23 protein-coding genes are annotated in these 25,300 nt (G+C 70.1%); 12 read left to right on the top strand and 11 right to left on the bottom strand.

The genetic code is table 11. The features are described 5' to 3' along the window. Positions 1-4,153, bottom strand: a 4,153-nt coding sequence (locus tag MNZ27_RS01340; protein ID WP_242392221.1) for a DUF3857 domain-containing protein, incomplete at its 3' end; no start/stop codon positions are given. 117 nt (positions 4,154-4,270) lie between these two features. Further along, the gene (locus tag MNZ27_RS01345; RefSeq protein WP_242392222.1) at positions 4,271-4,846 is read right to left on the bottom strand and encodes a TMEM165/GDT1 family protein; all 576 of its coding nucleotides are present in this window, start codon (positions 4,844-4,846) and stop codon (positions 4,271-4,273) included. 188 nt (positions 4,847-5,034) lie between these two features. On the opposite strand from MNZ27_RS01345, the gene MNZ27_RS01350 reads away from it, so the two are divergent. After that, positions 5,035-5,844 (top strand): YwiC-like family protein, encoded by an 810-nt coding sequence (locus tag MNZ27_RS01350; protein WP_242392223.1) that lies wholly within the window; start codon positions 5,035-5,037, stop codon positions 5,842-5,844. A gap of 271 nt (positions 5,845-6,115) precedes the next feature. Here MNZ27_RS01350 and MNZ27_RS01355 read toward each other — a convergent pair whose 3' ends face one another. After that, positions 6,116-6,793 (bottom strand): PrsW family glutamic-type intramembrane protease, encoded by a 678-nt coding sequence (locus MNZ27_RS01355; RefSeq protein ID WP_242392224.1) that lies wholly within the window; start codon positions 6,791-6,793, stop codon positions 6,116-6,118. Positions 6,794-7,262: 469 nt separating this feature from the next. Between MNZ27_RS01355 and MNZ27_RS01360 the strand changes: the two genes are divergently transcribed. Next, the gene (locus tag MNZ27_RS01360; RefSeq protein ID WP_242392225.1) at positions 7,263-8,108 is read left to right on the top strand and encodes an LEA type 2 family protein; all 846 of its coding nucleotides are present in this window, start codon (positions 7,263-7,265) and stop codon (positions 8,106-8,108) included. A gap of 142 nt (positions 8,109-8,250) precedes the next feature. Here MNZ27_RS01360 and MNZ27_RS01365 read toward each other — a convergent pair whose 3' ends face one another. Continuing rightward, the gene (locus tag MNZ27_RS01365) at positions 8,251-8,610 is read right to left on the bottom strand and encodes a tyrosine-type recombinase/integrase (protein WP_308197894.1); all 360 of its coding nucleotides are present in this window, start codon (positions 8,608-8,610) and stop codon (positions 8,251-8,253) included. Positions 8,611-8,828: 218 nt separating this feature from the next. On the opposite strand from MNZ27_RS01365, the gene MNZ27_RS01370 reads away from it, so the two are divergent. From MNZ27_RS01370 to MNZ27_RS01385, 4 genes are all read left to right on the top strand, one after another. Further along, entirely contained in the window at positions 8,829-9,005 is a 177-nt protein-coding gene (locus tag MNZ27_RS01370) for a hypothetical protein (protein ID WP_242392227.1), read from the top strand. Beyond that, complete coding sequence (locus tag MNZ27_RS01375; protein ID WP_242392228.1) at positions 9,002-11,452, top strand: ATP-binding protein; 2,451 nt, start codon at positions 9,002-9,004, stop codon at positions 11,450-11,452. Before MNZ27_RS01370 ends, MNZ27_RS01375 begins: the two co-directional genes overlap by 4 nt. Positions 11,453-11,501: 49 nt before the next feature. Then, complete coding sequence (locus MNZ27_RS01380; protein ID WP_242392229.1) at positions 11,502-12,302, top strand: hypothetical protein; 801 nt, start codon at positions 11,502-11,504, stop codon at positions 12,300-12,302. Between the two features lie 131 nt (positions 12,303-12,433). Next, a complete protein-coding gene (locus tag MNZ27_RS01385) occupies positions 12,434-13,426 on the top strand; it encodes a DUF4365 domain-containing protein (RefSeq protein ID WP_242392230.1) in 993 nt (330 codons plus the stop codon). A 333-nt stretch (positions 13,427-13,759) separates the two neighbouring features. Here MNZ27_RS01385 and MNZ27_RS24200 read toward each other — a convergent pair whose 3' ends face one another. The 6 genes from MNZ27_RS24200 to MNZ27_RS01410 all read right to left on the bottom strand — a co-directional run bounded on the left by MNZ27_RS24200 (position 13,760) and on the right by MNZ27_RS01410 (position 18,615). Then, the gene (locus MNZ27_RS24200; protein ID WP_408629673.1) at positions 13,760-14,443 is read right to left on the bottom strand and encodes a DUF6036 family nucleotidyltransferase; all 684 of its coding nucleotides are present in this window, start codon (positions 14,441-14,443) and stop codon (positions 13,760-13,762) included. Further along, positions 14,412-15,206, bottom strand: coding sequence for a helix-turn-helix domain-containing protein (locus MNZ27_RS01390; RefSeq protein WP_242392231.1), 795 nt, complete (start codon positions 15,204-15,206; stop codon positions 14,412-14,414). The genes MNZ27_RS24200 and MNZ27_RS01390 overlap by 32 nt, the downstream gene beginning before the upstream one ends. A gap of 225 nt (positions 15,207-15,431) precedes the next feature. After that, positions 15,432-16,133, bottom strand: a complete 702-nt coding sequence (locus tag MNZ27_RS01395) for an SDR family oxidoreductase (protein ID WP_242392232.1) — start codon at positions 16,131-16,133, stop codon at positions 15,432-15,434. Positions 16,134-16,202: 69 nt separating this feature from the next. Next, entirely contained in the window at positions 16,203-17,219 is a 1,017-nt protein-coding gene (locus MNZ27_RS01400; protein ID WP_242392233.1) for a zinc-dependent alcohol dehydrogenase family protein, read from the bottom strand. Between the two features lie 75 nt (positions 17,220-17,294). Continuing rightward, the gene (locus MNZ27_RS01405; protein ID WP_242392234.1) at positions 17,295-17,510 is read right to left on the bottom strand and encodes a zinc-binding dehydrogenase; all 216 of its coding nucleotides are present in this window, start codon (positions 17,508-17,510) and stop codon (positions 17,295-17,297) included. A 103-nt stretch (positions 17,511-17,613) separates the two neighbouring features. Next, positions 17,614-18,615 (bottom strand): NAD(P)-dependent alcohol dehydrogenase, encoded by a 1,002-nt coding sequence (locus MNZ27_RS01410; protein ID WP_242392346.1) that lies wholly within the window; start codon positions 18,613-18,615, stop codon positions 17,614-17,616. A gap of 448 nt (positions 18,616-19,063) precedes the next feature. On the opposite strand from MNZ27_RS01410, the gene MNZ27_RS01415 reads away from it, so the two are divergent. Continuing rightward, the gene (locus tag MNZ27_RS01415; protein WP_242392235.1) at positions 19,064-19,972 is read left to right on the top strand and encodes a LysR family transcriptional regulator; all 909 of its coding nucleotides are present in this window, start codon (positions 19,064-19,066) and stop codon (positions 19,970-19,972) included. Between the two features lie 107 nt (positions 19,973-20,079). Here the strand turns inward: MNZ27_RS01415 and MNZ27_RS01420 are convergent, their stop codons facing one another. Beyond that, positions 20,080-20,985 carry a LysR family transcriptional regulator gene (locus tag MNZ27_RS01420; RefSeq protein WP_242392236.1) on the bottom strand — a complete coding sequence of 302 codons (906 nt, stop codon included), beginning with the start codon at positions 20,983-20,985 and terminating at the stop codon, positions 20,080-20,082. Positions 20,986-21,200: 215 nt separating this feature from the next. Here MNZ27_RS01420 and MNZ27_RS01425 point away from each other — a divergent pair, with 215 nt between their 5' ends. The 5 genes from MNZ27_RS01425 (at position 21,201) to MNZ27_RS01450 (ending at position 25,297) form a co-directional block, all read left to right on the top strand. Beyond that, positions 21,201-22,088 (top strand): aldo/keto reductase, encoded by an 888-nt coding sequence (locus MNZ27_RS01425; protein WP_242392237.1) that lies wholly within the window; start codon positions 21,201-21,203, stop codon positions 22,086-22,088. Positions 22,089-22,229: 141 nt separating this feature from the next. Next, positions 22,230-23,405, top strand: a complete 1,176-nt coding sequence (locus MNZ27_RS01435; protein WP_242392238.1) for an aldo/keto reductase — start codon at positions 22,230-22,232, stop codon at positions 23,403-23,405. Further along, positions 23,402-24,391, top strand: coding sequence for an aldo/keto reductase (locus MNZ27_RS01440; RefSeq protein WP_242392239.1), 990 nt, complete (start codon positions 23,402-23,404; stop codon positions 24,389-24,391). The genes MNZ27_RS01435 and MNZ27_RS01440 overlap by 4 nt, the downstream gene beginning before the upstream one ends. A gap of 303 nt (positions 24,392-24,694) precedes the next feature. Beyond that, positions 24,695-24,985, top strand: coding sequence for a type II toxin-antitoxin system RelE/ParE family toxin (locus MNZ27_RS01445; RefSeq protein ID WP_242392240.1), 291 nt, complete (start codon positions 24,695-24,697; stop codon positions 24,983-24,985). Between the two features lie 9 nt (positions 24,986-24,994). Further along, complete coding sequence (locus MNZ27_RS01450) at positions 24,995-25,297, top strand: addiction module antidote protein (RefSeq protein WP_242392241.1); 303 nt, start codon at positions 24,995-24,997, stop codon at positions 25,295-25,297. The last annotated feature ends 3 nt before the right edge of the window (positions 25,298-25,300 follow it).

A 25,300-nucleotide genomic window follows, 5' to 3' on the forward strand; every position in this document is an offset into this window, starting at 1 on the left:
GGCGCGCCAGCACCTCGGGCGCGGTGGGATCGTCCGGCTCCGCCGTCACCCGGCCGTACGCGTCGCGCGCGGCGTCCGGGAGGCCCCAGGCCTCCGCGATCCGGCCGAACACGTACCAGTCGGACGGGCCGGGCGCGGCGCGCCCCTCCGCGTCGAGGGACTCGAGGAAGACCTGGCGGGCCTCGCCGGCCCGGCCGAGGGTCGCGAGCACCGCCGCGAGGGTGTTCAGGTCGGCGTGGTCGCGCTCGCCCGAGGTGGCGCGCCGGGCCCACTCGAGCATCTCCTTCGCCGGCGCGGGCCGGTACAGCTCGAGCCAGGCGGCGTTGTTGTAGATGATCGGGGTCGCGCGCCCCGCGTCGATGGCGAGTCGCCAGGTCCGGGCGGCGGCCTCCGGGTCGCCGAGGTGGGTGTAGGCGCTCCCCACCACGCCGATCACCTCCGGATCTCCGGGGAGGCGCGCGAGCATCGCCGCGGCGGCCGCGTCGAGCTCCGCGCGCCGGCCGAGGTTGTCGAGGGCCATGACCTTCGCGCCGAACGCGTCGCGCGAGGCGGGATCGGCCGCGAGGAGGTCGTTCGCCGTCTCGAGCACGTCGCCCCAGCGCTTCGCCCCGGTGTAGGCCCGCAGGAGGGCGAAGCCGAGGGCACGCCGCTCCTCCGGGACCGTGGTCGCGGCGCGGGCGGCGACCAGGAGGGACGCGGTCCGCGCCGTCGGGTCGGACCAGGCGAGGAGCGCCGCCGCGGCGCGCCGGACGGCCGGGGCGGACGCCGCCGCGCCGGGCTTCCAGAGCGCCGCGTGCAGCCCGGCCGGCGACGCCGGATCGCCGACGGCGCCGGGGAGCGTCTCGCCCGCCCAGTCGAGCCAGCGGCGTGCGCCCTCCAGGTCGCCCTTTGCCGCACGCCGGAGCGCCTCCTCCCCGAGGATCGGCCAGGCGGAGTCGGTAGCGACGATCCGGAGGTCCTTCCCATCGCGGACCGCGAAGATCGCCGGCGGGTGCTCGGCGGCGGAGCCGGGGAACCGGAGCCGGAGCCGGAGCCCGACCTTCGGATCGCCGTCCCGCAGCAGCTCGACCTTCGAGAGGGTGAGGTCGAGGAAGACGTCCGCCGGGATCCCGGCCCCGACCGCGCGGCGCACCGCCTCGACCGACGCCTGGGCGCCGTCCTCGAGCAGCTTCACCAGGTCGGCGGGGAGCCCGCCGCGTGCGAGGAGCGGATCGAGGTTCTTCGCCGGCTCCCCGGGCGCGACGGCGGCGACGAAGGCCCGGCGCACCAGCCGCTCGACGTCGTCGCCCCGATCCCGCAGCGCCTCCCAGCGGCGGATCCCCTCGAAGGCCTCCGCCTGCTGGCGGAGCTCGGCGGCGTTCGGGGCGCCCTGGGCCGCCGCGGCGACGAGCCCCGGGGCGGCGGCGTACGTGCGCGCGCCGGCGAGCAGCCGGGCCGCCTCGCGGAGCGCCTCCCGGCGCCCCTCCCCGAGCGCGCGCGACTCCTCGTCCGCGGCGTCGGCGCCGCGCTGCGCGCCGACGGCGGCGAGGAGGGCGGCGTCGCGGGCCGCCGCGCCCGGCCGCGCGCGGGCGGGGGGCGCGGCGGCGGCGGCGCCGCGCTGCGCGCCGCCGGCGGCGCGGAGGGCGGCGTCGCGCTCCGCGGAGCGCGGCAGCTCGCGGGCGAGGGCCTCGGCGTCGGCGAAGCGGCCGGCCGCGAGGAGCACCCCGAGGTGCCCCTCGCCGGCGCTCCGGTCGTCGAGGTCCACGCGGATCGCCTGGTACTCGGCGATGGCCTCGTCGAGCCGCGCGCCGCGGCCGAAGCGCGTGCCGTCCGGCGCGTGGGCGAGGAGCTCGGCGAGGACCGCCCGGCCTCCCGCGTGGTCCGGGTCGAGCGCCTTCGCCTGCCGGTACGCGGCGAGGGCGCCCGCGTGATCGAAGCCGGGGCCGTGGTACCGCCCGATCGCGTCGTGCTCGAGGGCGTAGCCGAGCACCCGCAGCGCCCAGGCGCGCTTCGGCTCGAGGGTCACTGCCGTCCGGGCCTCGGCGACCGCCGCGTCGCGGTAGCCGAGGTGGAGGAGCGCGAGGGCGAGGTGGAGGTGGTGCAGCGCCTCCTGGGGATGCAGCGCCGCGAGGCGCCGCACCTCCGCGAGCGCCTCCGGCACCTTCCCCGCGGCGAGGAGGGCGGCCCCGGTCCGCTCGAAGCGCACCCGCGGGTTCCGCCCGGCGATGATCGCCCGCGCCCGTTTGCCCAGCGCGTCGGCGTCGGCGGGCGAGAGGCGCCGCCCGCCCGTGTCGAGGCGGAAGGTGACCGTGACCGTGCCGTCCTTCTCGAGGGCGTACGCCTGGGTGAAGCGCGCCGGCCCGAAGCGCTCCTCCGAGCCGGCCGGCAGCGGCCGCGCGCGAAACCCGTCCGGCGGGACGAGGCGGTATACGACCTCCGAACGATACGGTATCCCGAGGAGCAGGTCGGCCTTGCGCGCGGGCGGCTCCTTCGCCTTGCCGTGATCGCCGTCGTCGCCCGGGGCGTGCGCGCCGAGGAGCGCCGGTGGCAGGCCGTCGAAGACCTGGTCGGGCGCGACCGGCACGTCGGCCTCGTCGTCCTCGGTCTCCGCGACCGCGGCGCCCGTCGCCTCCACGCGCGTCCGCAGCGGCCGCCCCGGATCGTCCTGCCCCTCGACGGTCGCCGAGACGAGCTCGTCGGCGCCGAAGACGTCCTTCGCGTACTTCTCGTGCAGCTCCTCGCCGCGATCCGCCGGGATCCGGTCGCGCGCCGCCCGCTCCGCGGCCGCGAACGCGCCCCGGAGCTCGCGGGTCTCGACCACGCGCCCCTTCCCGATCTCCGGGAGCCGGACCTCCCGCACCGTGCGAGAGAAGTTGTCGGCCGGGCCGCTCTCCGGCGTGCGCACGAGGTCCTTCACGCCCTTCCCCGTGACGAGGGCGAGGCGCCCCTCGACCTGCGGCGGCAGCGCACCGGGCGGGGAGTACGGCGCGGTCGCGTCGATCCAGACGGGCGGCGCCCCCTCGACCCGCACGATGGCGTGATCGAACTGCGAGATGCCGGGCAGCGCCCGGTCGAGGTCCCGCCAGTCGGATCGCACGAGCGCGAGGCGCGCCTCGATCCCGGCCGCGCGCAGGAGCCCCACGACGAGGAGCGAGAGATCCTTGCAGTCGCCGTAGCGGCGCTTCAGCGTCTCACCGGGCGGCGTCGGCACGATCGCCGCCTGCCCGAGCTCCAGCCCCGTGTAGCGGACGTTCGCGTGGACCCAGGCGAGGATCCGGCGGATCGCCTCGGCGCGCGCCGGCTTGCCGCCGCCGAGCGCCGCGCGGAGCTCGGCGGAGAGGTCCGCGCCCCGGAGCTGCCGCTCCCAGATCGCGCCGTAGCGCTCGGCGACGTCCTGCCAGGAGCGCCCCCACCCGAAGGCGAGGTTGGGCGCGAGCGGCACGTCGCGCGGCGCGTTCGGCTCGACGGGCGGCGTCGCCGGGACGTCGCGGCGATCCACCGAGATCGTCCGCACGCCGTCGCGCACCTGCTCGACGGGCTTCACGCCCTCGCCGCGCGCCACCCAGCGGAGCGGGAGGGCGGCGGGCGCCTGCACCGTGACCCGGACGTGCCGCACCGGCGAGGGCTGGGCGAGGTAGAAGCGCGTCGAGGTGCCGCCGTCGAACACGGGCGCCTCGTCCCGGATCACCGTGACGAGCTCGACGACCGAGCCGACGCGCACGCCCGGCAGCGGTCCGGCGAGGACGCGACGATCCGTGAAGGTCTCGTCGCCGTCGTCGCCCGCGCCGCGCTCGGTGAGGGTCGCCGGATCGAGGACGTGGACCTCGCCCTTGGCGGTGACGATCCGGGCGCGCACGTCGGGCCGGGCCTGGTGCCACGGGGCCCAGCTCCGCTCCACCCGCGCCCAGGCGCGGGCGGCGTCGAGGGTGAGGACGCGGTACACGACGCGGTGGGTGACGGTGGTCGCGCCGCGGGCGTCGAGGCGGTACGCGCCCTCCTCGAGGAGGAGGTCGAGGCCGGCGTTCTTCGGCGGCGTGAGCGCGCTGGCGGCGGCGAGGAGCGCGCCGGGATCCGCGCCGAGCGCCGGTCCGTCCCACGGCTCGCCGGCGTGGGCCGGGGCGGCGGCGAGGGCGAGCGCCGCGGCGGCGATCGCGAGGGAGAGGCGCTGTGGCATGGCGGGCTCGAGGTGCTGGGGAACTGTCCCCTGGGGCTGGGGCTCCGGGGAGGCGCTCCCATTGTGGAGCGGAGTCGCCCCGCGCGCCAGCGCCACGCGCCGCCGATCGTGCGGCCGCTACGCGCTGCCGGCGCCCGTGGCCGCCGCCCACAGCGAGGCGGCGCCGAAGGCGAAGAACAGCGCGGCGGCCGCGTAGCGGATCCCCTTCGCGCCGACGCGCTGCGAGAGCCGCTCGCCCAGGACCACCGCGAGGCCGTCGGTGATCAGCATGCCGAGGGTGGTGCCCGTCGTGACGAGCAGGATCGAGCCGTAGCGCGCACCGAGCGCGACCGTCGCGAGCTGCGTCTTGTCTCCCATCTCCGCGAGGAAGAAGAGGACGGTCGTGGTGAGGAACGGCCCGTACCGTCCCGGGCCGTCCTCCTCGTCGAGCGTGTCGGGCCGCAGGGTCCACAGGCCGAACAGGACGAAGGTCGCGCCGAGGATGGCGGCGAGGAGGTGCGGCGGGACGCGGGCGGAGACGAAGGCGCCGGCCGACGAGGCGAGGGCGTGGTTCGCGAGCGTCGCGACGAGGATCCCGCCGAGGATCGGCCAGGGCCGGCGGAAGCGGGCGGCGAGCGAGAAGGCGAGGAGCTGCGTCTTGTCGCCCATCTCGCTGGCGGCGACGAGGAGGAACGATGCGAGGATGGCCTGCATGAGTGGGTGGGACCTACAGGACGCGAGGGGACCAGGTCAATCGCCCGCCGGACGCCCGCGCCGCGCGCGCGACGAGATTTGGTGAGGGTGCACCGAGCCTTCGGTGCCGGGGGCCCGCCCAGCCGGGCGGCTCCCGCGAAAACCCGCGCGTTTGCCGCTGGCCGCGTCCTTGCTAAGGAAGGGCGAGCATGACGACGACGTCCGCCCAGCTCGAGACGGCGAAGCCCCGCGGTCGCTCCCTCCTGCCGCACGAGCACGGTGCCTGGGGCCAGCTGGCCATGCCGCTGCTCACCGCGCTGGCGATCGGCCGGCCGGCGGCGGGCTCGCTCCTTTTGACGGCGGCGATCGTCCTCGCCTTCGTCGCGCACGAGCCGCTCCTCGTGGTGCTCGGGCAGCGCGGGTGGCGGGTGCGGCAGGAGGACGGCGCTCGCGCGCTCCGGTGGCTCGTCGCGCTGGCCGTGCTCGCCGCGGTCACGGGGCTCGGCGGCGTGCTCCTCGCGCCGCCCGCCGCGCGGCTCGCCCTGTTGCTCCCGGCGGGGCTCGCCGCCGCGGTGGCCTGGCTCGTCCACGCGCGGCGCGAGAAGACGACCCTGGGCGAGGTCGTGGTGGCGGCCGCCCTCGCCTCGGCGGCGTGGGCCGTCGCGCTCGCGGGCGGCGCCGCGGCGGAGGCCGCCCTCGCCGCCCTCCTCGCCTGGATCCTCGCCTTCGCCGCCGCGATCCTCGGAGTGCGGGTGATCCTGGTGCGGGTCCGCTCGAAGGGAGCGGAGGACCCCGGGCGCCGCAACGCGGTCCTCGCGGCGCTGCTCGCCGTCGGCGCGGCGGCGCTCTCCTGGGCCGGGCTCCCCGTCGCCGTCGCGCTCGCGACGCTCCCCACCGTGGCGCTCTCCATCGTGATCTGCCTGGCGCGCTTCTCGCCGAAGCGGCTGCGCGAGCTGGGGTGGGCGCTGGTGGGCTCCTCGGCGGTGACCCTGGCGATCCTCGTCGCGGCGCTTCGCTAAACGAGGGTTCGCGATTCGCGAACACCTTCGGTGTCGCGCCTCGCGCCCTCGTTTAGCGCCAGGTTGCACGGGGACTGCGCCCCCGCCCCGTCCACCCTGAGCTCGTCGAAGGGTCGCCGGGGCCCCACCCCTGGCTCCGCGGGGCCCACGCGCGCTGGCGCGCGCTGTCCCGCGGGGAGGGGCGCTGCCCCTCCCCACCTGCGGTGGGGCCCCTCCCCGATGTCCGTTCTCGAATCATGATGGGCGGTTTGGCGCGAGGCCCGCGCGGGGATCACCGCGGCGCCGCGAGCGGCCGCCGCCCTCGGAGGAACTGGAGCGCGATCACGGGGGCGAGGAGGGCGAGCGCGTAGCCGGCGCGGCCGAGGCCGGGCGTCGCGAGGGACAGATCCGCGGCCCCGTGGAGCGCGGCCGCTGCCGCGAGCCCGGTCGCGACCGCGAGCACCGCCCGGCGGCGCCCGCGCCCCGCGGCGGCGGCGATCCCCATGCCGAGCGGCGCGGCGAGGATCGCGTGCGCGGCGGGCGCGAGCAGCGCACGCGCGAACGGGGCCGGGGCGGCGAGGCCGGGCAGCGTCGCGATGGACTCGAGGGCGGCGAAACCCGCCGCGACGCCGACCGTGGCGCCGAGGATGCCGCCAGGGCGGTCCGTTCGGACCACCGCGAGGGCGATCCCCGCGAGCTTCGCGCTCTCCTCGACGAGGCCGATCACGACGGCGAGCACCGCCGCGCGACGGCCGCCGGCGAGGAGCGCGCTCCAGGACACCTCGAGCCCCGCGCGGACCAGGACCTCGTACGCGCCGAGGGCGATCCCGAACGCGGCGGCGCCGCCCAGGAGGGCCCGGAGCGCCGCGCGCGGGGCGCCTGCCGGGGCGCGCCACGCGGCGAGCATCGCCCACGCCCCGGCCGAGAGCGCGCAGGCGCATACGAGCGCCGGGTCGAGCGCGAAGGCCATCCGGGCCGAAGCTGGAGACCGGGGCCGCGAGGGTGAAAGTGCCTGGCCGGTGCGAGCGCGGGGTCGGGAGAACCGAACCCGAACCCGCATGCGAACCCGCCCCCGTCAGCCGGGTCCCGTCCCGTGGCCCGACGATCCGACGGAACACGGTCCAGGGGACACGGGAGGCGGGAGGCGGGCACGGGGAACACGGTGACGAGCACGCGGGACGTCATCGAACCCGAACCCGCACGCGAACCCGCCCCCGTGAGCCGGATCCCGTCCCCGCGGTCCGACGGTCCGACGGAACACGGGCCAGGGGGCACGGGGAGCGGTGACGGAACACGGTGCCGAGCACGGGTTGGCGGTGCGTCCCCGACGTACCTCCGCCGACCACGGCCCTTCCCGCGGCGCGGGACACCGGAATACAAAAGATGGGATCGCTCGTCCTCTCGGCGCCGCTGCTCGCGCCCGTTCACCGGAGGTTCACATGCGCCCGCTCCGCACCGCCGCCCTCGCCGGCCTCGTCGCCACCGCCGCCGCGTGCGGCGGGGCCCGCACGGTCCCGCCCCCCCCGCCGCCGGCCATCGCGATCGACCCGCCGGTCCTCCGCGCGGAGGCGCTCCTCCCGCAGGCGATCGACGCGTACGGCGTCACGTTCGCGCTCACCGGCCGGATCGAGAACCCGAACCCGCGCTCGCTCCAGGTGGCGCGCTTCACCTACGCCTTCGAGGTGCTCGGGGCGCGCGTCGGCGCCGGCCAGGTCTCGAGCGACCTCGTGCTGCCGGCGAGCGGGGCGGTCCCGGTGATGGTCCCGGTCCGGCTCCGCTGGACGGACGTCCCGGGCTTCCTCGGCGTGCTCGCCACGCAGCGGTCGCTGCCCTTGACGGCCCGCGGGACGGCGCGCGTCCGGGTCCCGGGCGGCCAGCTGGACCTCCCCTACGCGCTCGACGGGAGCGTGGTCCTGCCCAGGCTGCCCGCCGTCGCGCTGCGCGGCGCGGTGGTCCGCGAGTCGAACCTCTTCCAGACGGTGGTCGAGGTGCGCGTGGACGTGACCAACCCCAACCCCTTCCCGCTCCCCACCGGCCAGCTCGCGTATGACGTGTCCCTGAACGGCGTGTCGGTGGCCGAGGCCTCGAAGCAGTCCCTCGAGGCGGTGCCGCCGGAGGGCACGACCACCATCGTCCTGCCGATCCGGTTCTCGACCGTCGGCGCGGCCGCGGGCGCCCTGTCCGGCGCGATGCGCGGCAAGACCGAGGTCGCGCTCACCGGCCGCGCGGGCTACGGCGCGCTCGAGATGGTCCTCGACACCCACGCCGAGCTCGTCTCCCGCTGACGGCACCCGCTCGCGTCGTGGGCGTGCCTGGAAGCCTGAGCGTTCATCGGATCGTCCCCAGCCCCGCCTCCGCGCTGCGAAGGGCCCGAAGGAGACGCCCTGAATTCCCTTGTTTCGGGACCAAGGCGTCGCAGGTTCAAACTCAGTAACTAGCTGTTCTGACTAGGGTTGTGGGCGGCATCACCTGCCGTCTCCAACCCCGTCTCCAATTCGGCCGCCGGTTCAGGAGCCTTATGGCCGCGTTCTTCTCGGCCGGGCTCAGGTGCATGTACCGCTGAGTGGTCGTCAGGCTCTGGTGGCCGGCGAGATCCTGGATGGACTTCATCGACGCGCCGCGCATCGCCAGCATCGAGCAGAACGGGTGGCGCAGGATGGGGATGCCGCCGTTCATGACCTTGAGTCCTGCCCGGCGCTGAGCGCTTTTCATCCACTTCGCCAGTAGCACCTGCGTCGCCATCTCGCGGCCGTCGTCGCGCCAGAGGACTCGGTCGCCGCAGAAGATGCCGGTTCGCGAGCAGGGTAGCCTTGAGTCGGTCGCTCATGTCGACCTCGCGTTCGCGGAAGTCCAGGTCGCTCTGCTCGAGCGCGATGATCTTTCGGCAACGGACCGTCAGTAGCGCACGGTAGTATCAACTGACGCAGCCGGTCACAACTCCCGCCGGCCCGCGCGGTTACGTTCGGCCTCAGTCGGGATTCTCCTCTTGTCCTCGAAGGTCAACGATGGCGACTCTTCAACAGCAGATCGCGGATGCGTTTCTCACGAGGCTCGCGCAGACGAAGGAGTTCGACCCGACGCTCATCGAGGAACTACGACGCGTGTTGAGCAGCGGGAGGAAGCTCAAGGCTGATGACTTCATCAAGATCTTCTCGACTCCTGCTGGCGGCGACCTCAGATGATCAAGCTCCTGACTGCTCACATCGAGGAAGTGAGAGGCATTCGGAAGCTCGACCTCGACTTACGAGGAGAGACGTTCGCAATCTCGGGCCCAAATGGCTCGGGGAAGAGTGGTGTGATCGATGCGATTGAGTTCGCGCTGACGGGCCAGATCGGGCGCTTGACCGGCCGCGGGACGAAAGGGCTCTCCGTCGCTGAACATGGGCCTCATGTAGATAAGGCTAAGTTCCCCGATGCCGCATTCGTTCGGTTGCAGGTCCTTCTGCCTGCTGCAAAAAAAGTCGCTACGATAACACGCACAATCTCTGCACCAAGCAAGCCGGTTATCGAGCCTCCGGACGACGACGTGAAAGCGGTGTTCGCCGAGCTTGCTGAGCATCCCGAGCTGGCGCTGTCCCGTCGCGAGATTCTGCGCTTCATTCTCGTCGAGCCTACCAAACGGTCGGAAGAGATTCAGGCGATCTTGAAACTCGACGAGATCGGCCAGACTCGCAGCGCGCTAAACACTGCCCAGAACAAGCTTCAAACCGCGCACCGGACGGCAGTCGCAAAGGCGCAGTCCGATCGGGAAGCACTGCAACGACACCTTCAGATCGCAACCTTGCGAGCGGAAGAGCTGCTGCGCGTCGTGAACGCGCGTAGGGCGATTCTCGGCCTCTCCCCCATAATGGAGCTCTCGCCGGATACTCGCCTCGACGCGGGTCTTTCGAACGAGACTAAGCTGCCGACCACGAACAGAAGCTCGGCACTCCGGGATCTTAAGGCGCTCGCGGATGCCGCGCCAGGCTTCACGGCTCTCGAAAAGGCTGCGGCGGGAGCCATCGTCGCCGAGTTTACTGCGATAAGGTCAGCATCCGAGCTCATCGCAGTCTTGCAGAGGCGGTCCTTCGTCGAGAAGGGCTTGGCGCTCGTGAGCGGTCCCGAGTGCCCGTTGTGTGACAAGCGCTGGGACGATGAGCAGGCTCTCCAGAAGTACATTCGGAACAAACTCGCGAAGTCGGAGGAGGCACGGGGCGTCCAGCAGCGCCTACTTGCCAGCGGGGCAGCTATAGCAGCGAGTGTCGTTCGAGTCGTAGGGCTCTTAGAGCCGGTGAAGACACTCGCACAAGCGGACGGCGAGGCGCCGCTCGCATCATTGATTGCGGTGTGGATCAAGGATCTCTCCGCGCTCAAGGACAGGCTCGCCACCGTGGAGGGGCTCGAAGCAGTCCGGGAGCGGTTCGCAGGCGAGTGGTTGAGAGTTCCGAATGGGTTGTGTGAGGCGTTGAGTGCGTTCGCGGCCAAATTGGAAGCGAAGCCGGACCAGAGCGCGACGCTCGACGCGCAAACGTTCCTGACGACGGCCCAGCTGCGCATCGGCGACTACCGAGAGGCGATGAGGGCGAGCGCTGCCGCGGAGTACGCGTCGCGAGCCGCGAAAACGGCGTACGAAGCGTACTGCCTCGTGCTCGAGGATGCACTGAACACGCTCTACGAAGGCGTTCAGGGCGATTTCAGCGAATACTACCGAGAGATTAACGATGACGACGAGGCGAAGTTCACAGCTAAGCTGACGCCGACTGCTGGAAAGCTCGACCTCGACGTAAACTTCTATGAGCGTGGGCTGTTCCCGCCTGGTGCCTACCACAGCGAGGGGCATCAGGACGGAATGGGGGTATGCCTGTACTTGGCGCTCATGAAGCGGCTCTTCGGGAATCGGTTCACCCTTGCCCTGCTCGATGACGTCGTGATGTCGGTTGATGCTGGGCACCGCTATCGCTTGTGCCGTCTACTGAAGACCCGCTTCCCGAACACGCAATTCATTGTCACAACCCATGACCGGCTTTGGGCCGAGCAGATGAAGTCTGCGGGGCTTGTGACTAAGAAGACGTCCCTCGCGTTTCATGGGTGGACTATCGACACGGGGCCGTTGGTCGAGTCGGATTCCGAGATATGGGAAGAAATCAGTGCTGCCCTCGCTAATGACAAGGTCGATGCCGCTGCGGCTGCACTGCGGCACCATCTCGAGTACGCTGCCCGTCACCTCGCGGATCAGCTCGGTGCAGCCCCGCAGTTCCGCGCGGATGGCAACTACGAGTTGGGCGATCTGCTCCCAAGCGTCCTCGTTCGTATGAAGGCGCTGCTCGGCAAAGCTGCGGAAGCGGCTCAGTCCTGGGGGAACACGGCGGCGAAGGATGCTGCGTCTAGCCGAAAGGCGGAGCTGTCAGGCTGCGCCGGCGCGACGAGTGTAGAGCAATGGGCGGTCAACAAGGCCGTCCACTACAACGAATGGGCAAATTTTGGAACGAAGGACTTCGAGCCGGTTGCCAACGCGTTCAAGCAATTACTCGCGTGCTTCGCGTGCGGTCAGTGTGGGTCATGGCTGTATGCAACGCCGCGCGCCAGCCCTGACTCACTTCGGTGTGCGTGTGGCGCGGTGAATCTCAATCTGAGAGCCAAGCCAAAGTAGGATTCGGCGCGGCGACTGAACCGCGGCTCGCTGCACGAACGGTGATTAGATGCCCGATACGAAGAGCCCACCGGGAACTCTGAAGATCGCGCCCCCAACGATGGCTAGGGCATTCCGGGCCCGCGCTGTCCGGTACGACGGCGAGCGGGCGTGGAATATGGGGTACCACGTCGACATGTGGCGCTTCGCTGCGAGCGCTGAACGGAGCGGGCGCGTTGAGGACTTCGAGAAGATCTACTGGGAGCTTCGCAATCGCTGGCAGGTATTTCGACCGAGCTCGAATCCGCCCTCGCCTTCGGCGGTAGCCGCCGTTCTCGGTGGGCTCGACCCCGCGATCCGTCGCTGGGAGCTCGCAGAACTCGCGACGTGCAGGAAATCGCGCCTCACGGTGCTCTGGAACACTCTCGTGCACGCGTCGCGAGTAAAGATGAACCGAGACGGCCCCTCGGTCATGGCTGTATCGAAGTTTCTGCACTTCTGGAACCCCAGGCTCTTCGTCATCCTAGACGCTGAGGTCATGCGGGATCTCGTGTTCGGACATGCCTGGCTCGCCGACGGGGTTGCCGCAGCGCGAGGCGAGATCGCGACTAAGCTTCCGGGCGTGGCCGCCCATGACCTATTCCCGGGTGAGCTCGGGACCTACCTCGCAACGCTTCTGTGGGCAGGACGCTTGATCGGCGCGCACCCTGGCCTGATGCCGGCGTTCATCACCCAGCTCGAGCGCTACGCGAAGCGCAACGGCACGCGAGTTCACAGTGCGGCGAGGCGAGCGCAAGGCGCGGCGGTCGAATGGCTGTTGCTCGGACTCGTGGAGTTGCCTCCGGCGGGTGTTACGTTGCCGAGGTCGTAGCCAGACGCGGCTCGTGCGTTCTCAACGGGAGAGCATCGCGTGGGCCCGGACATGTTACGCATGGGCATGCGCGCGCTTCTGGTAACGTGTGCGCGATTTGTGCTTGTCCTCTCTCAACCCGCTCGGCGACCATGACCACTCCGGCTGTACCTGAGACTGCTTTCACTGAACGCGCAGGGATCATCCAGGTGGATCTTGCTGCCTGTGCCGCACGGTGCGTGTGGCGCGAAACGCCAACCCGCGACATCGGCATCGATGGCCAGATAGAACACCTCAACGCGGAACGTCGTGCCACTGGTCGGATGATCGCTGTGCAGGTCAAGAGTGGAGCTTCCTACTTTGAAGGGGAAGACGACGAGTGCGTCCCCTTCACGCCGAAGCCGGAGCACGCCAATTATTGGGCATCGTTTCCGATGCCCGTCATCCTCGTGCTGCATGACCCCACGCGGGGTATGACGATCTGGGAGAACGCGCGAAGCGCTCTGCGCGATGGGCGCAACATCATCAGGGTGCCGAAAGCCCAGCGTTTCGACGCCGCGGGGCTCATCGAGGCGCTTGAGAGTGAGGGCCCGCTGCCCGAACCCGCCATGGGCGAGGCCGAACTCGTGAGACGGATGCTCGGTTCGAAGTGTCCCGATACCGGCTTCGAAATCAGCACCTTCGACCTATTCTTCCAGGGCCTGACGGATGCCGCTGGGAGCCTCTACTTCGGGATGGACCTGTTTCACGAACTTGCGGACGTCGGTGCGGCGCTTCCGGGTCGTGACGGGAGATTTAGCATCGGGGCTGACACGTTTGCGTTCATCGACAGGTACGTTGCGTTTCTAGTCGCACATAGCCTAGCCGCAGTGGACTTCGATCAGTGGCTTAGGGCGAGTCGTGTGCATGACCTGGTTGGCAACTTCATCTCGCCCCTAACGCCCCGAGGCCGTGCGCTTGTGGAGTACGTGACCCGGCTAGATGACATGGTGGCTGGTGACGGTTATCGTCGGGTGGCTCAGGAGCGTTTCGTGCAAATGGATACTCGCGGGATCGAACAGAGGACCGAGCACATCGTGCAATTCAAGCAACGGTTCGAAGAGCTCGCCGCGCGACTGGCCCACTCGGATAGAGCGCAAGGCTAGAGAACTCGCCTGTGCAGTATCATCGGGCGGCGTGCAGGCCGTATGCAAGCGTGACCCCACGCCGGAGGCGCACTCGGAAGAACTCGAGCGAACTCGTAAGAACTGGACCGTCACGCGAAATCCGCCTGAAGTCGGGTACTTGAGCCAGAAAGGCGTGCGCCGTCGCGTGGTTACGGCTTGGGCCCTACCCGAAGTCAAATCCTGTCTCCCCGATTCGCAAGGATTCGGGGGCTTCGTCTATTCTCGCGACCAAACTACGACCAAGAACGACGGCGGCGCGGTGCCCGTCTTTCGCGTTTCCAGCGTGAGGGCGATGCCACGGGGCGAAGCCTATCACCCCTTCCGTCCGGCGCGAACCGCCACGGCGGCTCCAGAGGCGAATCCTTGGGGTGGGCTTCTATCATGTGAGGCTCGAGGAGGGAGGCCGCGAACAACCCAGAGATGCCGGGCCCCAATCGGGCAGACGCGCACAACAAGCTCGTCAAGGAACACCCGGAGAAGCTTCGCCGGATGCTGGGGACGAGCTGACGACGGAGTTCCGGGCGGTGCTGCGACTTCCGCGGTAGCGTGATTTCTAGGGTGCGCCCCGATGAACCAACGCGCGCTCTCGCAAGGGCGGCCTCGCGTTGGAGCTGCGCAACATCGCGGGCGGGGCGTCAGGGCGCGCGCGGCCTTCATGATCGCGAGATCGTGGACCTCTGGGACGAGGATCGTCAGGCGCTCGAGTCCTTTGATCTCCAGCGTCGTGCACCGTGCTTCGTAGTCGTACGGGGGCGCGAAGAAGGGCACCGTCTGGACCGGAATGGGATGGGACCTCCGGGCATGGTCCACCGCCGTCCAGAACTCCGCGTCCATGACCGGCGTGAGGTCGATGTCCGTGGTCGTGTGCCTGCGGTCATACCTCCCGATGGCGGCTCCGCCAATCACCGTCACTGTCACGTGCCTGCGCAGTTGCCGGTCGAGCGCTAGGAAGAACTCCTCGACTTCAGCGGGTGGGAAGCGGCGCAGAGGCGACATGCTTGCTCACCATCTCGCGGAAGGACTCCTCCGTCATGTTCATCATGAACAGCCAGCGGCTCGCGGCCTCGGGGGTGCGCGTCGCCGCGAGCTGTTTCTCGAAGGTGCCCTCGACGGACGGGAAGTACCGCGGGCGCTTCCGCCGAGCGTCCCGCAGTCCCTTCGTGCGTGCCCGGAGGTTCGGGAGATGCGCGACCTCCGCTGTGAGATCGAGCAGCATCCCCAGCTCGCTCCTCACGTTCATTCGGTGAGCTCGCTCCATGAGGTCCGTCCAGTCGAGCTCGCTCGCGCGCTTCGCAAGAACGACCGGAAGCACTCGAAGGACCGTTGCATCATGGCGAGCCATCTTCAGAGCGCGGACCAGTGTCTCTGCGAGGGAGAACGCTGCCCGAGGCTCCTCGCCGGCCAAGGGAGCGCCGAAGGCAGCAAGAGACCTGCGGACGTTTCGGTCCGAGCTACCCGAGGCGGCGTCCCTCGCAGCACGCACAAGCTCGGACAGCGCCCGGCTCGCCGGGTTCTTCTGATTCCGGCGCACGACGTGCGCTGAGCCGAATGCCTGGACCTCGACCAGCCCGGCTTCCTCCAGCTTCTGGACCTCGACGGCGACCGCGCGGGGGGTGAGACCCGCCCGGCGTGCGAGCTCGCTCATGGACGCCTCACCCGGGGCGCCGGAGAACAGCAACTCGACGACTGCACGGCGAGCCGTCGTCGGGAACAGGGCCTTGAGGACGGGCGGGGTGGCGGTTGGGCGCTGATACGACATGGTCTAGACTTAGTAAAAAAAGTATCAAGTATCAACGTGCGTCCTGGGAGCTGGCGCAGGTGGGGGAGGCTGCGGGAACTGTCGGGAGCGCGTGTCGGGACTACTCGGAGCACTCAGGAATGCAGATCGCTAGCTGACGCTCAACGTAGGCGAGCATTCTTCTGCCTGAGAACGTGCTCCGTCCCTCGCCAACAGCCTGGGGTGTTGCTGCGCGGCGAGGTCCGCTCACCATGGAATGGGTCGCCGGTTCCGGAACAGGCCGCCCGACGGTCCATCCGCCGGCAGCGTCGCGAGCCAGACGACCGTGTCGGCACCTTCCTCGACGGTCCTCGGCGCGCCGCTCCCGCCCATCCGTGTCCGGACCCAGCCCGGACAGACGGCGTTCACCTTCACGTCACCGCGCGCCTCCTGCGAAAGCCGGACGGTCAGAGCGTTCAATGCTGCCTTCGAGATCGCATACGCCGCGGGACCTCCGAGCCCCTCCGCGAACGAGCCGTATCCGGACGTCACGTTGACGACGCGGCCGTATCCGCGGCGGTTCATCTCGGGCATCCAGGCGCGGGCGGTCCAGAGCGCGCCGAAGAAGTTCACCGCCATCGCCTCGGTGATCGTCCGGGCAGGAGACGTCAGCAGATCGCCCGCCGGGTACACGCCCGCGTTGTTCACGAGGACGTCGACGCGCTGGCCCTGCTGTTCGAGACGAGCGGCGCAGGCGACGACGGATGCCTCGGATGCGACGTCGAGCTCCTCGCCGATGACCTGGAGCCCGTCGTTCCGGAGCTCCCGGACGGCCGAAGCGACACTGCCCGCGTCGCGCCCGGTCAGGATCACGTCGAGTCCGTGCCGGCCGAGCTGCCTGCCCACCTCGAACCCGATCCCGCGGTTCGCACCTGTGACGAGGGCGGTCAGGGGCGGCGTACGTTTCATGGCACCGTCAACCCTCCGTCACCGTGAGCGCTTGGCGGACGACGTGGCTCGCTCCCGATGCAATTGCCGTCACGGGCGCAGCAGCGCCTTGATGGCGCGCCGCTCGTCCATCGCGCGGTAGCCGTCCGCGACCTGCGCGAGCGGCAGCGTGAGGTCGAAGACCTTGCCGGGGTCGATCTTGCGGTTCCAGACGAGGTCGATCAGCTCTGGCAGGTAGCGTCGCACCGGCGCCGGACCACCGTGCAGGTGTACGTGCGAGAAGAACAGGCCCTCACCGTCGAGCGCGACGCCGTGCGGAACGCCGACGTAGCTCACGTAACCGCCCGGGCGGGTGGACCGGATCGCTTGCATCATCGCCTCCTGCGTGCCGACGCACTCCAGCACGGACTCGGCGCCGAGTCCGTCGGTCAGCTCCTTGATGCGGGCGACGCCCGCTTCACCTCGCTCCGTCACGATGTCGGTCGCGCCGAACTCGCGGGCGAGCTCCTGCCGTGAAGGGTGACGGCTCATCGCGATGATGCGTGCCGCGCCCATCTGTTTGGCGGAGAGGACCGCGAGGAGGCCGACCGCGCCGTCGCCGACGACCGCGGCCGTCACGCCCGGCTTCACGTTCGCGGCGTCCGCGGCGAACCACCCGGTGCCCATGACGTCCGACAGCGTCAGCAGGCTCGGGATGAGATCGTCCGGGGGGAGCTCCGGCGTCGCGACGAGCGTCCCGTCCGCGAGCGGGACGCGCAGGCGCCCAGCCTGCGCGCCGCCGACGAGCTCGCGATGGACGCAGGACGTCTGGTACCCGGCACGGCAGATCGGGCAGGTGTTGTCCGACGCGAAGAACGAGCCGATCACGAACTGGCCCGGCTCGACCGATCGGACGGCGCTGCCGACCTCCTCGACGATCCCGCAGTACTCGTGCCCGAACGGCGTCGGCTGCATCACCGGCTGGATGCCGCGGTACGGCCACAGGTCGGACCCGCACACGCACGTCGCCGACACGCGGATGATCGCGTCCGTCGGCTTCTCAAGCTTCGGTTCTGCGCGCTCCTCGAAGCGGACGTCGCGCGCGCCATGGATGACGGCTCCTCTCATGATCTCGCCTCCCTTCGTTGACGGTTCGTATCCTTCCCGCCGGCGGAGCGACTCGACGGCTCGCCGGCGCCGCGATCACGGTGTCAGCACGATCTTCCCGGTCGCGCCCTCGCGGGCCAGGAGCTCGTGCGCGCGGTTCGCGTCGTCCAGCGGCAGCGCCTCGCCGACGTGCACGCGCAGCTTTCCTTCCTCGACCAGGCTCGCGAGCCCCTCGAGGTGAGCCCGGCGAGCGGCAGGCCTCCGGCGTGGACGTGGTCGCCGGACCGAACGTACGTGTCGACGCTCGGCCACCCCGCGTAGAAGGCGAGGTAGGTGAGCACCTCCGAGGCCTGCGCCCTCGTGAGGCCGGCATCCATCGCCCGGTTCAGGTGATAGGAGACCTGCGCCACCCGCGTCACGCCTTCTTTCCGGCGGTCAGGTCGATGACGAACCGGTAGCGCACGTCCTTGGCCACCACGCGGTCGTACGCCTGGTCGATCTGCTCGGGGCGGATCAGCTCGACGTCGGCCTTGATGCCTCGCGCCGCGCAGTAGTCGACGACTTCCTGGGTCTCGGCGATGCCGCCGATCATCGAACCGGCGAGGCTCTTGCGCCCGAACGCCATCGACATCCCGATCAGCCCGCCCTCGAGCTGATTGAGCGCGCCCACGTTGACCAGGGTCCCGTCGAGGGCGAGCAGGTCCATGAACGGCTGCATCGGGTAAGCCTGCGGGACCGTCGAGATCAGCAGGTCGAAGCGATTCGCGAGCCGCTTCATGCTGGCCGCGTCGCTCCAGAGCACCGCCTCCTGCGCCCCCAGCCGCTTCGCGTCGACGATCTTGCCGGGCGAGGTCGTGAACACGGTGACCGCCGCCTTGCGGGCGGCGGCGAGCTTCACCGCCATGTGGCCGAGCCCGCCGAGGCCGACCACGCCGACCCGCTGCCGGGACGAGAGCTTCCAGTGCTGCATCGGCGAAAAGGTCGTGATGCCGGCGCAGAGCAGCGGCGCCGTGGCGGCCAGGTCCGCGCCCGGGGGGATGCGGATCACGAACCGCTCGGAGACGACCATCTTCTCCGAGTAGCCGCCCAGCGTGTTCTCGCCGGTCGCGCGGTCGCGCGAGTTGTAGGTGAAGCTCGTGCCGTTCAGGCAGTTCTGCTCGCGATCGGCGAGGCAGTTGTCGCACGTGCCGCACGAGTCCACCATGCAGCCCACGCCGCCGATGTCTCCGACCTTGAACCTGGTCACCGCGCTGCCGACCGCCGCGACCTTGCCGATGATCTCGTGGCCGGGGACGCAGGGATAGACGGTGGGGATGGTGGGCCACTCGTTCCGGGCCTGATGGATGTCGGAGTGGCAGATCCCGCAGTACAGCACGTCGAGCAGCACGTCGTTCGGCCCGACGGCACGGCGGCTGATCCGAAGCGGCCCGAGAGGACCCTTCGCGCTCGTGTTGCCGTACGCTCGGGTCGTGAGCGGACGGCTCGCGACGCGCTTCGCTGCGGCGTCTGCGCGGCTCGCGACGCCTCCCACCAGCGGTGCTGCCGCCAGCGCCGCCCCCGCCTTGAGAACGGCGCGCCGGCCCGGCATCGTCGGCCCATCGTCTCGGTCGTGACGTGAATCGGACATGGAGGTACCCCTTCGTCATTCCCGTCCTGAACCGGACGGTCCATTCGAAACACGGTGGAGGTATCGTGCGGACGCCGAGGGCACTAGAGGCGCCGGAAGTGACGGGCTGGTGAGCAGGGTTTGACAATGGGCCCAGCACGCGGGACCCCGTCCGGGGCGACAGCGGCTTCGCGCGGTCGTCGGTGAGCGTCACGCGCGCTGCCTCGCGTGGGCGAGTGCATCGACGGAGGGTCAAGAAATGAACGCTGCTCAGTTCTCGCAGCTCCAGGCATTCCTCGCGGTCGCGCGCCTGCGGAGCTTCAGCCGCGCGGCGCGCGAGCTCGGCGTCACGAGGTCCGCGGTGAGCCACTCGGTGCAGCAGCTCGAGGAGCAGCTCCGGGTTCCGCTCCTGACCCGCACGACGCGTAGCGTCTCGGTGACCGATGCAGGCCGGCGCCTCGTGGAGAGCGTGGGCCCGGCGTTCGGACAGATCTTCGGCGCTCTCGGTGAGGTGTCCGCCAAGCCTGGAGAGGTGGTCGGCCGCCTGCGGCTGTCGGTACCGCGATTGGCGCTGCCGTTCGTCATCGACCCGGTGCTGCCCACGTTTCGAGCGCGTCACCCTCGCATCGAGGTCGACGTCGCGGTCTCGGACCGCCTGGTCGACATCGTCGCGGAAGGCTTCGACGCTGGAGTGCGGAGCAGCGACGTGATCGAACGCGACATGGTGCAGGTCCGTCTCACGGATTCCTTCCGCTTCGTGGTGGTGGGCGCGCCCGACTACCTCGCGCGCCGCGGGACGCCCCAACGTCCCGAGGACCTCCTGCGCCACGAGTGCCTCACGTTCCGCTCGCAGACGACCGGCGCGCTCTACGCCTGGGAGCTCGAGCGGGGCCGCAGGACGTGGCGAGTGCCGGTGCGCGGGGGAGTCGTCACCGACGACGGCGTGCTCGCCGTGTCGCTCGCTGAAAAAGGCATGGGGCTCGCGTACGCGTTCGAGCCGATGGTGCTCGAGCCATTGAGCACGGGCCGCCTGCAGCGAGTGCTCGAGCCCTACGCCGCCACGATCGCAGGCTTCTTCCTGTACTTCCCGAGCCGCGCGCAGCGCTCCGGGCCGCTCCGGCTCTTCGTCGACACGGCGAAGAAGCTGGCGGTGCGCGCGGCGAAGTGAAGGCGGGTTGAGGTCTCGCGGACCAGACGGTCGCCGCAGCCGCGAATGGGCTTTGAAGCAGCCGTCGAAAGTGCAGCAGGCGCCGGAACCGGCGAGGCCACCGGCTTTCACGGCGCCTTCGTCACGAACTCCTTGGCGACCTCGATGAAGAGGCGCAAGGGTCCCGAGCGCTGCGCCCGGCTCGGGAAGTAGAGGAAGAACCCGGGGACGGTCGGCGCGTACTCCTCGAGCACGCGCACGAGGCGCCCGGTGCGCAGCTCCTCCTTCACCGCCGGCTCGATGGTGTACGCGAGGCCCAGGCCCTGCTCCACCAGCGCCAGCGTCAGCTTGCGGTCGTTCGTGACGACGCCGCCTCGCACCGGCACCCGCCAGTTCCTCCGCCCACGCTCCAACTCCCATGCGTATAGCGCCCCGCTCGAAGGGGCGCGTATGGTGAAGCACTCGTGGCGCAGCAGGTCCTCGGGACGCCGCGGCGTGCCGTGTCGCTCGAGGTACGACGGGGCCCCGACCACGACGAGGCGGAAGGCCTCGGTGAGGCGCACCTGCACCATGTCGCGCTCGATGGCCTCGTGCAGGCGCACGCCCGCGTCGTAACCCTCCGCGACGATGTCCACGAGCCGGTTCTCGGCGAAGACCTCCACCTCGACGCGCGGGTGGCGGGCGCGGAACGCCGGCAGCACGGGCGTGACGACGAAGGGCACCGCGGCCTCCGGCACCGTCAGCTTCAGCCGACCCACCGCCTCCCCGGGCTGCGCCGACACCTCCTGCAGCGAGGCGAGCGCCTGGCCGAGGCCCGGCCCTGCCCCCTCGAGCAGCCGCCGTCCCGCGTCCGTGAGAGCGACGCTGCGCGTGGTCCGGGTGAAGAGCACGACGCGCAGCTGCTCCTCGAGCTGACGTACGGACTGGCTCACCGCCGCAGGTGACACGCCGAGCTCGCGCGCCGCCGCGCTGAAGCTCTTCCGGCGGGCGGCCACGAGGAAGGTCTGGAGCTGCGGGAGGAGTGTCGTCTTCATCGATAGGGTCCCGAGTGGGCCGACGATGCCCCGCTTCGCCGCCGGGTGAGGCGCCGCTCGTGAGCAGGAACCGATCTTCAAGCGTAGCTTGAAGGCTCTTTCGGTTCTGGACGCCTACCTCGCGGCTCACGCGTCCGCTACTCATCTTGGGCCGGTGCGGAGCCTCGAGCCGAGCCCGTCAGCGACCAAATATCAGCCGAAGGGAAACGCCTATCATGACCGCGAAGAGCCCCTCCATCACCCTCGACAACGGCGTGCAGATGCCGGCGCTCGGGCTCGGCGTGTTCCAGAGCCCGCCGGCAGAGACCGCGGCGGCCGTCGAGGCCGCCATCGCGACCGGCTACCGGCTGATCGACACCGCCGCCGCGTACTTCAACGAGCGCGAGGTCGGTGAAGGCATCCGTCGTTCCGGCATCCCCCGTGACGAGGTGTTCATCGAGACGAAGGTCTGGATCAGCGACTACGGCTATGACGCCACGCTGCACGCGTTCGACAAGAGCGCCCGTAAGCTCGGCGTCGACCACCTCGACCTGCTGCTCCTGCATCAGCCGCTGTCGTCGGCGTTCGACCGCACCCTCGAAGCGTACCGGGCCCTCGAGAAGCTGCTCGCGGACCGCAGGGTGCGCGCGATCGGCGTGAGCAACTTCATGCCCGAGCACCTCGCGCGCCTGCTGGGCGCAGCGTCCGTCGTGCCCGCCGTGAACCAGATCGAGGTACATCCGTATTTCCAGCAGACCGCGCTGCAGCGCATGCACGCGCAGCACGGGATCGCGACCCAGGCCTGGTCGCCGATCGGCGGTGTCATCGCTTACGGCGGCCGCAAGAAGACCACGTTCGCGGACCCGACGCTGCTCGAGATCGGGCGCCAGTGCTGCAAGTCGGCTGCCCAGGTGATGCTGCGCTGGCATCTGCAAGAGGGCCGCTCGGCGATCCCGAAGTCGGTCAAGCCCGCCCGCATCGCCGAGAACTTCGAGGTCTTCGACTTCGAACTCACGCGGGAGCAGCTGGCCGCGATCGACGCGCTCGACACCGAAGTCCGCGGCGGACCGGAGCCCGACAGCATCACCCTCGAGAACTACGGCAGGCCGATCCCCGAGGCATGAACTACGCGATCCCGGCGTCCTCGTTCGCCCGCGCTGTCGCGTTCGCGATCGAGCAGCCCGAGGACGTGGACATCAACGAGATCCTCTTCCGCCCGACACGGCAGGAGCTGTGAGGGATGCGTGGCCGCATCGAGATCGCACATGACATCGGAACGCAAGAACGTGCTCGGACGCCGCTCCTTCCTGCTGTCGGGAGGAGCCCTGGTTGCGACGCCGTTTCTGGCTACGGCCGCGCACCCCGCTGCGCAGCAGGCGGCGCCGAGCAGGCCGCGTGCACCAGCGGCGGACGGGCGGCGAAGGCTGGGCGCGCTGGAGGTCTCCAGCATCGGCCTCGGCGTCCAGAACATGAGCCGCACGTGCCAGACCACCATCCCGAGCCGACCCGAGATGATCAACATCATCCGGACCGCCTTCGACCGGGGCGTCACGCTCTTCGATGCGGCCGAGGCGTACGGCCCTCACGAGGTCGAGCGCATTCTCGGCGAGGGTGTCGCGCCGTTCCGGAATCAGGTCGTGATCGCGTCCAAGTTCGGCTGGAACATCGATCTCGAGACCGGTGAGCGGCGCCCGGGGCTCAACAGCAAGCCCGAGCACATCAAGCTCGCCGTCGAAGGGATGCTCAAGCGCCTTCGCACGGACCGCATCGATCTCGTCTACCAGCACCGGGTCGATCCCGAGGTCCCGATCGAGGACGTCGCCGGAGCGGTCAAGGAGCTGATGCAGCAGGGCAAGGTCCTGCACTGGGGTCTCTCGGAGATGGGGCTCGACACGCTGCGCCGGGCTCACGCCACGCTGCCGGTCACCGCCGTCCAGAACGAGTATTCGATGCTCTGGCGCGGGCCCGAGAAGGAAGTCATCCCGACTTGCGAGGAGCTTGGAATCGGCTTCGTGTCGTGGAGCCCGCTCGGAGTGGGCTTCCTCACGGGAGCGATCGACGCCAATACGCGATTCGCGCAGGGTGACATTCGCGGGGTCGAGTCCCGCTTCTCCCCGGAGAACGTGCCGCACAACCTGGCGCTCGTCGGACTCCTGAAGCGCTGGGCCGAACGGAAGCGTGCCACGCCCGCGCAGATCGCGCTGGCCTGGCAGATGGCGCAGAAGCCCTGGATCGTGCCCATCCCGGGGACGACGCAGAGGGCGCACATGCTCGAGAACATCGGGGCGGCGGCCGAAGTGCGATTCACGTCGACCGAGCTCGCCGAGCTGAATGGAGCCGTGTCGGCGCTCGAGATCCGCGGCGCCCGGCTCCCGGACCAGGTGCTCGTCTTCTCGGGGGTGGAAGCGCCCCGGAAAACAGTGAGGCAGGGCGAAAGATGAAGAAACGCGCGCTGGGGACGAACGGACTCGAGGTCTCGTCGATCGGCTACGGTGCCATGGGGCTGAGCCACGGCTACGGACCGGCCACCGAGAGGCAGCAGGCGGTCGCGCTCGTTCGAGCAGCCTTCGAGCGCGGCGTGACGTTCTTCGACACCGCACAGATCTACGGCGCCGAGAACGAGGAGATCGTCGGGGAGGCGCTCGCGCCGTTCCGCGGGCAGGCGGTGATCGCCACGAAGTTCGCCTTCGACCTCGACGCGCCCGCCGGCCACCAGGTGCTGAACAGCCGACCGGAGAACATCCGCAAGGTGACCGAGGGCTCGCTCCGGCGCCTCCGCGTGGACGCCATCGACCTGTACTACCAGCACCGCGTCGACCCGAACGTGCCGATCGAGGACGTCGCCGGGACGATCAAGGAGCTGATCGCCGAGGGCAAGGTCAGGCACTTCGGCCTCTCCGAGGCGGGGGTCCAGACGATCCGGCGCGCCCACGCGGTGCAGCCCGTCGCGGCGGTCCAGAGCGAATACTCCCTCTGGTGGCGCGAGCCCGAGCAGGCGGTGCTCCCGACGTGCGAAGAGCTCGGCATCGGCTTCGTCCCCTTCAGCCCCCTGGGCAAGGGATTCCTCACCGGGAAGATCACGGAGAGCACCGAGTTCGGAAGGGGCGACCTGCGCGGCACGACCTTTCCGCGCTTCACGCGCGAGAACATCCGGGCGAACCAGGCGTTCGTCGAGGTCATCCAGCAGGTGGCCGCGCGGAAGCGGGCGACGCCGGCGCAGATCGCGCTCGCTTGGCTGCTCGCGCAGAAGCCGTGGATCGTGCCGATCCCGGGGACGACGAAGCTGAATCGCCTCGAGGAGAACCTCTGCGCGGCGGACGTCGAGCTCTCACCCGACGACCTGCATGACATCGACGGCGCGGCGGCCCGCATCACCATCCACGGCGACCGCTACCCTGCGCACCTGCAGGCGCGGGTGGGCCGCTGAGCACTACGGGCGCAAGGTCGAGGCTGCGATGAGTCTTCGTAGGGCCGGGGCGCCGCTCACGATCGTGCATGAGACGGTCCTCGGCCGCGTCCCGTTGCCGTCGAAGCAGAGGAGAGGCGGTTGCTGCCCCTCCTGAAGCTCAGGTCCGTTGACTCGAAGTCCGCCACCAGCTTCGTCCACCTCGCGCGATCGTCCTCGCCAGCCGAGATCACGCTTGCCACACTTCCTGCGGCGGGTAGTTACGCGTCGGCAGCAGCGCCAACCATGGTTGACAGGCATGTAAGCCATGGTTAACGTGGACAAGTGCCGGCGATCTTCACGACACCGGTCTTCGACAAGTGGTTCGCGCGTCTCCGGGACCGGAGGGCCGCCGCGCGCATCCAGGCGCGCATCGACCGTGCCGAATCCGGGAACCTGGGAGATTGCAGGCCTGTTGGTGAGGGGGTCGCGGAGATGCGGATCGACTACGGCCCCGGGTACCGCGTGTACTTCCTGCAGCGAGGAATCGAGGTCGTCATCCTGCTCGTGGGCGGCGGGAAGGCGACGCAGGCGAAGGACATCGTGCGCGCGAAGGGGCTGGCAAAGCAGGTGTAGGAGCCGAAGATGGCAGGCAAGGTCAAGCTCAAGAAGTGGGATTCGGCAGCGCACCTCGAGACCGAGGCGGACATCGCCCGGTACTGGGAAGCCTGCCTCGAGGAGGGCCGTGACGATCCCGCATTCATCACGACTGCGCTCGGGAACATCGCCCGTGCCCGCGGGATGTCCCAGCTCGCGCGGAAGACGGGCCTCACTCGCGAAGGGCTCTACAAGGCCCTGTCGCCAGGTGGGAACCCGGAGTTCGGCACCGTGATGAAGGTCATCAGGGCGCTCGGGCTGGAGCTCAGGGGGGCGGCTGCGAAGGGGTGAGAG

It is taken from the genome of Anaeromyxobacter oryzisoli, from assembly GCF_022690765.1.
In the GTDB taxonomy this organism is placed as follows: domain Bacteria; phylum Myxococcota; class Myxococcia; order Myxococcales; family Anaeromyxobacteraceae; genus Anaeromyxobacter; species Anaeromyxobacter oryzisoli.